The sequence below is a fragment of the Tangfeifania sp. genome (assembly GCF_055108615.1).
This window is the reverse complement of the sequence record NZ_JBSQIC010000097.1, coordinates 1-13,447: the sequence shown is the minus strand read 5'-3', so window position 1 is coordinate 13,447 and position 13,447 is coordinate 1. Positions and strand designations below refer to the sequence as shown.

The 13,447-nt window shown below is 42.1% G+C and carries 9 protein-coding genes; 3 read left to right on the top strand and 6 right to left on the bottom strand.

The window, feature by feature from the left end:
- From ACTCNA_RS15765 to ACTCNA_RS15740, 6 genes are all read right to left on the bottom strand, one after another.
- Window positions 1–1,510, bottom strand: a 1,510-nt coding sequence (locus ACTCNA_RS15765; protein ID WP_462948894.1) for a S1C family serine protease, incomplete at its 3' end; no start/stop codon positions are given.
- 168 nt (window positions 1,511–1,678) lie between these two features.
- Window positions 1,679–2,269, bottom strand: a complete 591-nt coding sequence (locus tag ACTCNA_RS15760; RefSeq protein ID WP_462948893.1) for an LOG family protein — start codon at window positions 2,267–2,269, stop codon at window positions 1,679–1,681.
- 42 nt (window positions 2,270–2,311) lie between these two features.
- Window positions 2,312–4,282 carry a DNA topoisomerase (ATP-hydrolyzing) subunit B gene (gene gyrB / locus ACTCNA_RS15755; protein ID WP_462948892.1) on the bottom strand — a complete coding sequence of 657 codons (1,971 nt, stop codon included), beginning with the start codon at window positions 4,280–4,282 and terminating at the stop codon, window positions 2,312–2,314.
- Window positions 4,283–4,568: 286 nt separating this feature from the next.
- The gene (locus ACTCNA_RS15750; RefSeq protein ID WP_462948891.1) at window positions 4,569–6,371 is read right to left on the bottom strand and encodes a TonB-dependent receptor; all 1,803 of its coding nucleotides are present in this window, start codon (window positions 6,369–6,371) and stop codon (window positions 4,569–4,571) included.
- A gap of 13 nt (window positions 6,372–6,384) precedes the next feature.
- Window positions 6,385–9,456: a tetratricopeptide repeat protein gene (locus tag ACTCNA_RS15745; RefSeq protein WP_462948890.1), complete on the bottom strand. Its 3,072-nt coding sequence runs from the start codon at window positions 9,454–9,456 to the stop codon at window positions 6,385–6,387.
- Between the two features lie 290 nt (window positions 9,457–9,746).
- The gene (locus ACTCNA_RS15740; RefSeq protein WP_462948889.1) at window positions 9,747–10,865 is read right to left on the bottom strand and encodes a glycosyltransferase; all 1,119 of its coding nucleotides are present in this window, start codon (window positions 10,863–10,865) and stop codon (window positions 9,747–9,749) included.
- Between the two features lie 168 nt (window positions 10,866–11,033).
- Between ACTCNA_RS15740 and ACTCNA_RS15735 the strand changes: the two genes are divergently transcribed.
- From ACTCNA_RS15735 to ACTCNA_RS15725, 3 genes are read left to right on the top strand one after another with little or no spacing between them, the layout of a single operon-like run.
- Window positions 11,034–11,924 (top strand): cation diffusion facilitator family transporter, encoded by an 891-nt coding sequence (locus ACTCNA_RS15735; RefSeq protein WP_462948888.1) that lies wholly within the window; start codon window positions 11,034–11,036, stop codon window positions 11,922–11,924.
- Between the two features lie 2 nt (window positions 11,925–11,926).
- Window positions 11,927–12,640: a hemerythrin domain-containing protein gene (locus tag ACTCNA_RS15730; RefSeq protein WP_462948887.1), complete on the top strand. Its 714-nt coding sequence runs from the start codon at window positions 11,927–11,929 to the stop codon at window positions 12,638–12,640.
- Window positions 12,637–13,239 carry a response regulator transcription factor gene (locus ACTCNA_RS15725; RefSeq protein WP_462948886.1) on the top strand — a complete coding sequence of 201 codons (603 nt, stop codon included), beginning with the start codon at window positions 12,637–12,639 and terminating at the stop codon, window positions 13,237–13,239. Before ACTCNA_RS15730 ends, ACTCNA_RS15725 begins: the two co-directional genes overlap by 4 nt.
- Window positions 13,240–13,447: the final 208 nt, after the last annotated feature.

The following is a 13,447-nucleotide window of genomic DNA, read 5'->3' as shown; positions in this document are numbered from 1 at the left end:
TACTAATAACTTGAACTTTCAAATATTTTTCAAAAATTTCAAAATACTGCTCTATAGTCTTGTCTTTTTGCGTAAAAGCTACTTCATTGAATATTTTTATCCAATCAAATAAAGAAGTCTTAGATTTTGGAAATACTTCGGAAAATTTTCTATTTACAATTTCATAATCTTTTTTTCCTGCCATTTCACAAAAAGTACTATTGATTTCTTCTATTATAAAATTTTCTTCTAATCCGGCATCTTTTAATTTTCCATCTTCCAGTTTTATAATTTTGATGCCATTCTCAATGTCAAGATTTCTTTTCTCTCTTGTGCTGACTTCATCAAACCGGGCACCGAGAACAGTTATATTTTCGCGCACAATTTGAGTGTCACCGTGTTTATTACGTAAGGTAACCGTAAATTGTTTCCTGTCGCCATTTCTTTTAACACCAATCTTAACATCGTCGCCCGGACGGTAGAGGCTGATTTTTTCCTGCAGTTCGGCAGAAGAATTTACCCGTTCGCCTGCCACACTGATAATTACATCGCCTGACTTTATACCGGCATCGCGGGCAGCACCGTTTTCCGTAACTTCGCCAACAAAAACACCTTCCACTTTGTCGAGGTTATATTTTTCAGCAACAGCTGCTGTAACATCTCCAATTTTCACTCCCAGCAGGGCGCGCTGAACTTCGCCAAACTCAACTAAATCCTCCACAACTTTTTTCACAATTGAAACCGGCACTGCAAATGAATAGCCTGTATAAGAACCGGTGCGCGAGGCAATGGCAGTATTTATACCTACAAGGTTTCCCTGCTGGTTTACCAAAGCTCCGCCACTGTTGCCGGGATTCACAGCTGCATCGGTCTGGATAAATGATTCGATTGATAATTCTTCAGCATTAATTCCAAGGTTACGTGCGCGGGCACTTATAATTCCTGCCGTTACAGTTGATGTTAAATTAAAAGGATTACCAACCGCCAATACCCACTCACCAATTTTCAAATCGTCTGAATTGCCATAAGTAAGAAACGGCAAATCTTCTGATTCAATCTTTAACAAAGCAATATCGGTTGATGGGTCGGTACCAATCAGACGGGCTTCAAATTCACGTTTATCGTTAAGAATCACTTTAATTTTTTGAGCCCTTTCAATTACGTGGTTGTTGGTAACAATATATCCATCGTCTGAAATGATAACTCCCGATCCGAATCCCCTGGCAATTTGTGGTTCCTGCTGGCGAAACCCGAAAAATTCATCAAAAAAAGGATTTCCGGTTGACCATCCGCCACCACGAACGGATTGAGTGGCAATGTGCACAACAGAGTGAACCGATTTTTCGGCAGCATAAGTCAGATCGGGAAGCGATGCATCCCCATCCGAATAGGCAGCAAACCTAACCGGCTGTTCTTCTTTAATTGTAACAACTTCGCTTTTGGAAAAAAAAGAGCTGTATAACCAAACAGCCAAAAAGGCACTTGCCACTACCAACAAAAAAGTTAAAGCATATTTTCTTGTATTCTTCATGGTTTTAATTTTTAAAAATTTTGTGTATATGTGAACGCAAATATGCTGCCAGTGTTATTTTTTACTCAACCCCAAAAGGTTCATTTTGCATTATTTAACAAACAAAACAAGTAAATGTCAAAAAATGACAAAAAAAATTTCAACGAAAATGAAATTTTGTCAGTTATGTTATTTTGTGCCTTCCCCAGGTACTACAAACCATTTCGAATCGAGTTCTTCCGGTTTATATTCTAAAATATAATTTAATGCTTCTTCAGCATTTTGTGCTGAATAGTATAACTTCCGGTACACCTCTTTTGCAAACAATTCGGAGAAAGAGACTTCAAACTGTTTGAAAAGGTATTTAAAAAAATTGTTGGTGTTAATGAAAACAATGGGTTTTGAATGATAAGATAATTGCCGTAATGTTAACACTTCAAGTATCTCTTCAAGTGTCCCAAACCCGCCGGGCAGTGCAATAAATGCATCAGAAAGTTCACGCATTTTGGCTTTTCTTTCCTGCATATTTTTGGTTGTAATAACCTGGTGTGCATTGTTTGAAGCCAGCGATCGTTCAACCAATCGTTCCGGTAAAATTCCAATTGTTCTTGCTCCGGCCTCCGAGGCTGCAACAGTTACAGCCTCCATCAACCCCACATTTGCTCCACCGTTTATCAGGGTATGACCGTTTTCGCCAATCAGTTTCCCTAAAAAACTGGCTTCTTTAAAATAGACAGGATTAATGGCATTGCTCGACGAAGAAAATACGCAAATGTTCATAAATGATTCCGAAATATTTTAAGTGGGATCCTGCATTACAAATTATGCATCAATATTGGCGTATGTTGCATGGTCTTCAATAAACTTACGGCGTGGCGGAACATCGTCGCCCATGAGCATTGAAAAAATATGGTCAGCTTCAGCAGCATTATCAATTGTTACCTGCTGCAAGGTCCGGTTCTCAGGATTCATGGTTGTTTCCCATAGTTGTTCAGAATTCATTTCACCCAAACCTTTGTACCGTTGCTGATGGATAGCACTTTCAACACCGCCGGCCCATTCTTCAATCACCTGGCGTCGTTGCTGTTCGGTCCATGCATATGTTTCTTTTTTTCCTTTTCTCAGAAGATATAACGGAGGGGTGGCAATATATAAATATCCGCGCTTGATAAGTTCCTGCATATACCTGAAAAAGAATGTCATAATCAGCGTTGCAATGTGGCTTCCATCCACATCGGCATCGGTCATGATAATAACTTTGTGGTACCGTAATTTATCGAGGTTAAGCTCTTTTGCATCATCTTCGGTACCAATTGTTACGCCCAGTGCAGTAAATATATTTTTGATCTCGTCGTTTTCGAAAATTTTATGCTGCATTGCTTTTTCCACATTCAGGATTTTTCCGCGCAGTGGAAGAATGGCCTGAAACTTTCTGTCACGTCCTTGTTTTGCAGTACCACCGGCAGAGTCACCCTCAACCAGGAAGACTTCACTCTGGGTAGGATCTTTCTCAGAGCAGTCGCTCAACTTACCGGGCAAACCGCCACCCGAAAGGGCGCTTTTACGCTGCACCATTTCGCGGGCTTTGCGGGCGGCATGGCGAGCCTGTGCAGCCAAAACAACTTTGTTCACGATAATTTTGGCAGATTTCGGATTTTCTTCCAGATAAAGCGACAAGGCTTCGCTAACTGCCTGGTCAACAGCAAGGCTTACTTCTGAATTACCCAATTTCGTTTTGGTTTGTCCTTCAAACTGGGGTTCTGCAACTTTTACCGAAATTACGGTAGTTAACCCCTCACGAAAATCATCGCCGCTGATATCAAATTTAAGCTTGGAAAGCATCCCCGATTGTTCGGCGTAATTCTTCAATGTCCTGGTCAAACCCCTGCGAAAACCGGTTAAATGTGTACCACCTTCAATGGTATTGATATTGTTAACGTATGAATGAATGTTTTCCGAGAAAGTGTTGTTGTATTGCATGGCAATCTCCACCGGAACATTGTTTTTTTCAGTAATAATATGAATAACGTCAGGCGTTAATTTCACCCTGGTGTCATCGAGGTACTCCACAAATTCCTTTAATCCGGCATCAGAATAATATTCATCAACTCTTATTTCTCCTTCTTCATTTTTTTGGCGTTCATCTTTCAGGACCATACGGATGCCGGCATTCAAAAAGGATAGCTCACGCATACGGGCTTCCAGTATCTCATATTTAAAATTGGTGGTTTGAAAAATGGATTCGTCGGGTTTAAAAGTAATTATGGTACCGGTAATGTCCGACTCACCTATTACCTGAACCTCACCTTTAGGTTTTCCAATTGAATATTCCTGCGTCCAGACTTTTCCGTCGCGGTGAATTTCGGCTTTTAAATAGGATGAGAGGGCATTTACACAGGAAACACCAACACCGTGCAAACCGCCTGATACTTTGTAGGAGTCCTTATCAAACTTACCGCCGGCGTGCAAAACCGTCATTACGATTTCAAGGGCCGATTTATTATCTTTCGAATGTTTCTCTGTTGGTATTCCACGACCATCGTCACGTACCGTAATGGAATTATCTTCATGGATTATAACTTCAATATTGTTGCAGTAGCCTCCCATCGCCTCATCAATAGAGTTATCAACTACCTCGTAAACCAAATGGTGAAGCCCTTTTTCATTAGTGTCGCCAATGTACATCGACGGACGTTTTCTTACAGCTTCGAGCCCTTCGAGTATCTGAATACTTTCGGCTGAATAAATTTTACTCTCTTTAAGGGGGATAATTTCCTTTTTTATATCAGTCATTCTATATTTTTTAATTTAATAAACTATTTTAAAAAAATGAATGATAATACACTGGTTATCACTCACTTCAAAACATTGATTTTCAGCCCTTTCTCAACACATTAAGAAGTCAGGAAAATCATCTCGCAAATATAACAAAAATAACCGAAGAAACAGGGTTTAATCGTTGATTAAAACTACTATTTTTCAACAAGTTATCAACCTGAAAATGAGCACAAAAAGAAGTATTACAGCCTGCACATGAAAAGTGAATTTTACTGTTGAAAATTCACAAACTTAACATCGGCTAAAATGCGTAACTCAGCCCGGCGAGTACATTAAAACTTTGTACCGGATAGCCCAGCCAGCGCTGGTATTTTTGAAAACCAAAATTATTGAGTTGCGCGAATACCGAAAATCGCTCGGTAATCTTGTAATTGGCATTAAAATTCAGGTCGAAAACCATGGGCAAATTATACGAATGTTGCCGCACATCAGGATTCACTAAAAGTTCGGCAGATAAAACCGGACGCGGATCAAAACCGTCGTGTTCAAGAATGAGGGCTTTTCGCTGGCCGGTTAAAAACAGATCGGCAGTAACATATAGCTGTTTTGAAACCTGGTAACCGGCTGATATTTTTCCATCCCATTGTGGCATATTCCAGGCTTCGTCCTGGTTTTTCATTTTGTACACATAGTAATTACCCGAAATCAGCAGGTTCATTTTTTCAAATGCAGCATGGAAAATCTCCACGTTAAACTTCAGCAGGTCGAGGTCATCGTATAATACATCAAAATCATTATCGGTTATTGATGGTGCCGGAACGGTTCCCTGTTCAGGATAAACATATTTAAAAAGGTAGTAGAGCGGCTGATCCTTTATCATTGAATAATCAACGGCAATTTTAAAATTGGTTTTTGTGGCAAATTTCCCATCGAAACCGCCATAAAAATGAAATTTCTCAAAACTATTTTTCACATCGTGTTCCGGATCCACAAACGGATTTTCGTAGGCAATTTTTGAGTAGTGGTTATTTATGTAATTTCCATCGACACCGGCAAAAATGTTGATAATCTCTTTCACCGGTGCGAAATTAACTCTCACATCCGGAGCAATTTTAGCCACTGCATCCGTGTCGTCGTCAAGAACAAACCAGCTTTTAAATCCCACTTTCAGGTTAGCCACATCACCTCCAATTCGGTAGGCCGGCTGGGCGGTAAGCCATGTTTGCCGGTCTTTGCCATATTCCATTAAGGTGCGGTTAAAAATATCGGTTGCCTGCACAAATGTGGCACCGGCTTTCAATAATCCTTCGCCTGAATCAAATGGCTTTCTGACATCAGCTGTAAAATTTCCATAATGCTCGCGCTGGCCGGTTTTTGTTCCGAAATAGTGATACAGAAAATCGAAATCAAAAGCAAATTCGCGGTTGCGGGCCATGCTGTTGTCGAGGTTGATATTAAAGGTTCCCTTGGAAAATGTTTGCCTCGAACCAAAATAGTTTATTCCGTGATCATCTTCAAACAGAAAATCCGGAACTGGCTCGTTGGGATAACCATAGTAATCGAAACCCTCATGATCGAATTTAAGGTTAACTGACAGTATTGCATTACGGTAGAGGTGTTTGATAAACATCTCGGCTTCGTTTTCCGAATATGGCGCTTTCACGCGGTCATCGCCTTCAAGCTTAATTTTTCCGTGCGACGAAAGGTGCCTGCCATGTAAACCGAAAAGCGTGTTCCTGCCATTTTTACTGTTAAAAAACACCTCCGCGTAAGGGCGGTTATAATTTCCCACGCCGGCCTTAACCAGTCCCAGTCCTTCAGGTTCATCAGGCTCAGAACTGAACGTTGCTGCCTTTAATGTATTCACCGAAAAAGTATTGAAAATGGGCTGCGAAAAAATACTGTAAGTGAAGCTGGGCTTTTCCTGATTCTCATCTTCAATCCTTGGCATGTCGCTTATTTTATTGGCATCTGAAATGGTAGGGGTGTAATCTTTCACTACTTCAACTTCCTGAGTCAGCGTGGTATCCTGTTGAGCAAAAGCAAAAGTTGCAGCAGTTACAAAAAATGAAAACAATATGTATTTTAACTTATTTCTGAACATATTCATTGTTTTTTTAATTGTCGTTTATTTCTAACTGGAAAGAACTGTCGCGGGCATTTTGCTCCTCTTTCTGCTCCTGGGCTTCAATGGCAGCCAGTTTTTGTGCGGCCCGTTCTTTCACCCCGTCGTTGTCAGCACCGTAGTTTTCAACTACACTGCGCAGGGTATGTTTTGCCTGAAAATCATCACCGCGGTCGAGGTAAATATCAGCAAGGAGCAAAAATGATTTCCCGAGCCAGAACTGAAACGGAGTTCCTTTGGCAATAAAATCCATAATTTCCTCTTCTGCCTGCTGTTTCTGATTGCTGTTGTAATAAATTTCCGAAATCAAAAACTTCGCCTCTGCGCCTTGCTCCAACTTGGTGTCGGTTGCCACAGCTTTCAGTGGCTCAATGGCAGCCTGCTGGTTTCCGCTGAGGTAATGGGATTTTCCTAAAATAAAATTGGCTTCGCGCATCCAGGCTTCATTAACCACATCCGAGTTTTTTACTTTTTGTGCTGCACTGATAGCTGCCTGGTAATTTTCCAGTTCAAAATTACACCTCATCTGGCCGGTATAGGCTTTCAGGTTGTTCCATTTGCTGCCGGCAACTCTTTCGAGTTTATTGAACAACTCAAGGGCCTGTTCATAATTATTGGCATTGAATGTTAATTCCGATGCACGTGAAAGCGCCTGTTCGCTGAAAATATTATTGGGCTGCTGTGCCACATACGTGTAATGTTCGTTGGCCTCCGAAAATTTACCCTCTTTATAAAGCAGTTCAGCCAGATAGAAATGGGCATTTGTGGCAAAACTGCCATTGGGAAACTGCCGCAGGTAATTTGAAAGCTGCGAGGCGGCCTGGTCGTTTTGCGACATGTAGAGCCGCTCGGCTGCCATGTAGGTCATTGAATCCTGCTCCGATGTGGTTACATTTACCCCACCGCCCAGCTGGTTGGTATAAGCAAAATATTCATCAACACTATTCATTTCAACGTAACAGTTCTTAATTCCCATCAAAGCCGTTTGGGCTTCGGACGACCCCCTGAAATTTTCCACAACATTTTTAAAATGGGTCAGCGCCTGGCTGAAATTGCCGCTGTTATAATTAATTAAGCCCAGTTGCAAAAGCGCTTTCCGGTAAAAATTACTTTCAGGGTAATTGTTAATTATCCGGCGGTAATTTTGTGTTGCTGCCGAATTATTGCCAAGTCTTTCGTTGGCACGGCCCAGCTCAAAGAGGGCATCATCGGCATATTCTGAATCCGGGAAACCTGTCTGCAGCCTTTCCAGCGAATTAATTTTTGCCTGGTACTGATGCTGCAATCCCTGGCAAAAGGCAATCTGGTAAAGGGCATAATCAGGTTCAAACAGATTCATGTCAAGCGAATGCTGATAATTTTGCTTTGCCATTGCATAATCTTCATTCAAAAAATAATAATCCCCCACCCTGTTGTAGGCATCAGCCAGTTTTTCGCTGCGCTGATCTTTGGCCGCGTTAATATAATTCCGGAAATGCTGGCCAGCCGACTGGTAATCTTCCAGTTTAAAACAGGCATAGCCCAGGTTATATTCCGCATCCCTGAATTCGGGCAGAGAAAAAGCGCCGGGTGTTCGTAAAAATTCAGAATAAGTGGCAATTGAACTGTTGTAATCACCCACGCGATATAAGGCTTCGGCTTTCCAGTACAGTGCCCGGGCGTTTAATTCCCGGCTGTGGCTGCCGTGGCTTAACGAAATATCGAAGTAATCGATGGCCTGATTGTAAGCGAGATTATTGAACAACTCGAGCCCCCTGAAAAAAGTTACCCGTTGGTAGGCCCTCAAAATTGAAGGTGTTTTATTTTCGATTTTCTCAATTGAACTGATGGCATCCTTGTAATTTCGGGTAACCATATAAACCTCGGTTAAATAGCGGTAGGCTTCCGAATTTCTTTCTGAATTGGGATACAGTTCAATATAGCGGTCGAAAGCTTTAATGGTTTCGTTGAAAGGGGAATAAGAAAGCTCGTAGGTTAATTTGGCGTAGCTGAACAAGGCATCTTCTTTAATCCGCTCATTAAAATCGAGTTCCGATGCCGCTTCAAAAGCGACCCTGGCCTTCTCTTTTTCATCCACTTTTATATAGGCATCGGCCAGGTGGTAGTAAGCATTTTGGGCCATCTCATCCTTCCCTTTCGAGGCATTTTCGAGCAGCGGAACGGCTCCTTCATAATTTCCTGTTATGTAGTAGCAATACCCCAGAATGTAGTTGTCTTCCCGGGTTTTCGGGCCGGAAGTTTCGTAATAGGTTTCAAGATAAGGGATTGCTTTTTCGTATTCGCGTAAATGAAACCAGGAGTCGCCAACAATTTTCGACAATTCTGTGCGGTGCTCCTCCTCCACGTCATCTAAAATTGAAACGGTGTAATCAACTACTTCCTGGTATTTTTCCTGCTTGTAGTAAATATGGCTCACGTAAAGCGGAATAACACGCGAATAGGTGGGATCGCCGTTAAGCCTGGAAAAACCCTCCAGTGCCGACTGGTAATTTTCGCGCAGGTACATAATATGCGCCCAGTAATAGCTGGCGGGCCGGCTGTAAATATTGTTGGCATCCTTAATTTCTTCAAACTCCGCGAGGGCCTGCTCCTCGTTATCCATCATCAGGTGCGAGTAACCGTTTTGATATTTGAACTGAACGCGTTCAAATTCATCCAGTTCAGCCTGATCCACTTCGGCGTAACTTCGCAAAACAGCGGCATACTGCTTCCGCTCAAACTGATAGTTGCCCAGATTGAACCACGCGCGGTTGAGATAAGGGCTTTCAGGAAAATTTTCAATGAACCTGTCAACCATTTTGTAGCCTGCCGTTAAGCCTGATTTTAAAGCAGACACCGATTTGTAGAATTGGGCTTCTGAATAGATTTCCGATTTGGGATCAACCTGCCGGGTGATTTTATCAAATTCCTGGTAGGCAGAGTTGTATTTTTCCTGCCTGTACAGTTCACGCGCCATTTGAATCCGCTCGCTTATATCTTCAAAATAGTCAGTTTGCTGAGCAAATGCCGGGAAAGAAAAAAATAGTAAAAGTGGAATAACTACTAAAATTCGTATAGTTCTCATGCTTTATTTTTTTGAAAATCATTTGATTCCTCCTGCTGACTGCCTGTTAACGCGGCATTTTATCAGCCTGAATCAAATTTCTAAAATAGACATAATCGCTTTCATGGACTGCTAAAAAACATTCAATTTTCTTAACAAGAAACTGTTTATTTCTTTTGTTTAGTATTCAAACGGATGAAAAAATTAAAATGAATTTTGGTCATGGGCTAAAGCCCCCATCATAGCTGACTTTTCACTAACCCCGGCATTAATGCCGGGGTTAGTGAAGGAAAACTGAACGCAAGGCTGCATTATAAAAAACACTGAAATATTTTCAATAAAATGCCTTTTTCGTTCTCCCAGGTCAGTTCACGGGCGGCTGCTTCCAGGTTTTGTTTCCATTCGGCCTGTTTAGCTTCATTTACTAACATTTCTTCCATTTTTTCTGCCAGCGCCTCCGGTTCCAGCGAGTTGGTAATTTCGCCAATCCGGTAGTTTTTTACCAGCGAAGCCATTTCGGGCAAATCGGTTACCAGCACCGGCACCCGCGCCTGGATGTAATCGAACAGTTTATTGGGCAGTGCGTAGCGGTAATTTAACCCCAAATCCTCCTCGATTGAAAGCCCCAGATGGGCCTGTGGGGTAAGTTGCGCCAGCCCGTCAATGGGCAGGTGTCCCAAAAACTGCACCTTGTTTTGCAATCCTTTCTTTTCGGTCAACTGCTGCAGCTCAGTTTTTATGTCGCCATCGCCGGCAATGAGCAGTTTTGCACCCTGCAAATACTTCATGGACAAAATGGCCTGTTCCAGTCCGCGGCCAATATTCACAGCCCCCTGGTAAAGAATTATTTTCTCCCGTTTTTCTGAAATGTTATTATTAGGAAGGTTAAAGTTTTGCTTAGCCGGAACATTCCGCACCACCCGGAAATCAACACCATATTTTTCAGTGTAAATGCGGGCAATGGAACCGCACACGGTGTAAGCCGCGTTCACTTTCGGAACCAGTTGTTTTTCCAGCCATTCCCAAACCCGTTTTACCGCCGGACGGTCCACCAGCTCGGGAACTTCGGTGAAATACTCGTGGCTGTCGTAAACCAAAGGTTTCTTTTTAATCTTCGATGCCAGATAGTTGGCCAAAAGCGAATCGAGGTCGTTGGCCAGCAGCACATCGAACTTCATGAAAATTAACATCCAAAACAACCTGAAATTATAACAGGCATAAAACAAGGGACCATTATTAAACAGCAGTTTAAACCGTTTGGTGGAATAACTTCGCGGAGTGAGGTTGGGACTGTGATGTAATTTTCTACCCACAAGCAACATGTCAAATCCCGTTTCAGCTAACGTAGAACAGGTTTTGTGCGCGCGGTTGTCCGAGACCAAATCGTTGGTAACCGATACAATTATTCTTTTTCTCGCTGCTGGTTTCAATTTACTGTTTTTGGATTTAACTGTAAAAATCGGAAAAATTTTTGAAGCCATGCAACATAACGAAGAAAACTAAACACCGAACCCGGCTGCCGTTCATTTGTTAGGTGACAGTGAAAAAGACTTTTTGCGCTTAAATTTTTGTTATTTTGCAGCAAGTAAAATTGTAACATGGCACATTCGCACGGACATACACATCAGGTAACCCACGGCAAAGCTTTTGCCATTGGCATTGCATTGAATATAATTTTTGTGGCCATTGAAATTATTTACGGGCTCATTGCCAACTCATCGGCACTGCTGGCCGATGCAGGCCACAACGCCAGTGATGTGCTTGGTCTGGCTTTGGCTTGGATCGCTGCCTGGCTGGCCTCGCTCAAACCCAACGGAAAATATACTTACGGATTGCGGAAAACGACCATCCTGGTCTCCATTTTAAATGCCCTTTTGCTTTTTGGCGCAGTAGTTGCTATTGGCTGGGATGCCGTAATGAAACTGCAAAACCCGCAGCCGGTGGGCGGAACACAAATTATGATTGTTGCCGGAATTGGCGTTGTTATCAACACAATTACCGCACTGCTTTTTATTAAAGGACAAAAAAACGACCTGAACATCCGCGGTGCGTTTTTACACATGGCTGCCGATGCTGGCGTTTCGCTGGGTGTGGTTGTTGCCGGGCTGCTCATTCTGCTTACCGGAAAACTCTGGATTGACCCCGTGATGAGTTTCATCATTATTGCCGTGATTTTATGGGGAACCTGGCGACTGTTCTCCGATTCGGTGAACCTTGCACTGGACGCGGTCCCAAAAAATATTGACGTGGAAAAAGTGCGGTCCTTCATTGAGAAAAAAGAGGGCGTTGAAAACCTGCACGACCTGCACATCTGGGCCATGAGCACCACGCAGGTGGCACTGACCGCTCACCTGGTTATGACCAACGGAAACAATGACCGGTTTATTACCGATTTACAAAACGAACTGAATGAAAAGTTTAACATAGGACACACCACATTCCAAATTGAGAACAGTGACCTGCAACAGTTATGCGACACCTATTGCTAAACATGAAATTTAAAAACAGCATGGAAATTTTTAAGAAAAACGACAAACTGTACCACATCATCGACCACAATTATCACCTGTTACCCGTTCTGAACCGGTTTGGGATAAAACTGGGAATTCGCGATAAAACGGTTGAAGAAATTTGCCATGAACACGACATCAGTACCGGGTTTTTCCTGGCCATTGTGAACACCTACCACAACGAGGAGTATTTTCCGAGAAATGAACTGCTTACTTTTTCGCCGCTGGAAATAATCAGCTACCTGCGAAAAACACACAGCTACTACTTTTCGTACACAATACCCAAACTCGACGATTTGCTGAACCGGCTGATTGCAAGCAGCCCCTCCGACTTTAAAGGACTGCAAATGGTGGATGTTTTCTACAAAAAGTACAAAAAAGAGCTGAGGCAACACATCGATCACGAAGAAGAAAAAGTTTTTCCGTATGTAATCAACCTCGTAAAAACACAAAAACCCGACAGCGAATACACCATCCGTAATTTTGAAAAAGAACATTCGAATGTGGAAGAAAAATTAAATGACCTGAAACACCTTCTGATTAAATACATTACGCCCGATTACGACAAAAATATCTGCAACGACTTTTTAATTACCCTCTCCCTTTTTGAAAAAGATTTGGAAGATCATGCGCGGATTGAGGATAAAATTTTAATGCCCTTAACCATTGAAATTGAAAACAAGCTGCTGAAATGAACAGAAAGATCTTCATTATCCACTCCTCGGAAATTACCCGCAAAGGGATAAACGCCATTTTGCGCAGTTATTTCAATGCTGAAATTATTATGCTGGAACAAACAGAAGAGCTGAAAGCATTTTGCGAATTGAAAGGTCGGGAAATTGTTATTATCGGCGAGAATATTACAGCCGCAAAAATCAATGACTATAAGCTGCTGCAAAAAAACAACGAGGTGAAGTGGATTGACTTCATTAATGAAAAAGAAGATCGTGATGAACCCCTCCCCTTTTGCAAGTTTTATATCACTACCCAAACAGGGGCCGTCCAGCTGCAAAAAATGGTTTCGCGCTGCCTGAATAAAACCAGGAAACAAACACAAACCAACGAAAGCGAAGAACTCTCAGTGCGCGAAAAAGAGGTGCTGAAACTGGTGGCACTCGGCCATTCCAACAAGGTAATTGCCGAAAAACTCTTCATCAGCATCCACACTGTAATATCGCACCGGAAAAACATCACCGACAAAACCGGCATCAAATCCATCTCAGGATTAACCGTTTACGCCATCCTCAACAACCTCATCGACACCGAAAATATCAATCCCGAAGATCTTATCTGATTAAAATCCCAACACTCAGGGATTTCCGGCCCTGTTTCGTTTATGTAGTTTTGGCCAGAAATTTAATAGTGTCATGTCAACTTTGAACTGTCATTGGCAAACCTGAGGTACGAAGGTGAGAAATCTAATTTTTAAAGCAGATTTCTCCCTAAGGTCGAAATGACAATGAAATTCCAATATGCAAATCACAAATCACAAATAAATTCCA

Bases quoted from the DNA above. Each gene is read 5' to 3' on its own strand.
- ACTCNA_RS15760 (WP_462948893.1), bottom strand. From the start codon at position 2,269: ATGAACATTTGCGTATTTTCTTCGTCGAGCAATGCCATTAATCCTGTC.
- gyrB (WP_462948892.1), bottom strand. From the start codon at position 4,282: ATGACTGATATAAAAAAGGAAATTATCCCCCTTAAAGAGAGTAAAATT.
- ACTCNA_RS15750 (WP_462948891.1), bottom strand. From the start codon at position 6,371: ATGTTCAGAAATAAGTTAAAATACATATTGTTTTCATTTTTTGTAACT.
- ACTCNA_RS15745 (WP_462948890.1), bottom strand. From the start codon at position 9,456: ATGAGAACTATACGAATTTTAGTAGTTATTCCACTTTTACTATTTTTT.
- ACTCNA_RS15735 (WP_462948888.1), top strand. From the start codon at position 11,034: ATGGCACATTCGCACGGACATACACATCAGGTAACCCACGGCAAAGCT.
- ACTCNA_RS15730 (WP_462948887.1), top strand. From the start codon at position 11,927: ATGAAATTTAAAAACAGCATGGAAATTTTTAAGAAAAACGACAAACTG.
- ACTCNA_RS15725 (WP_462948886.1), top strand. From the start codon at position 12,637: ATGAACAGAAAGATCTTCATTATCCACTCCTCGGAAATTACCCGCAAA.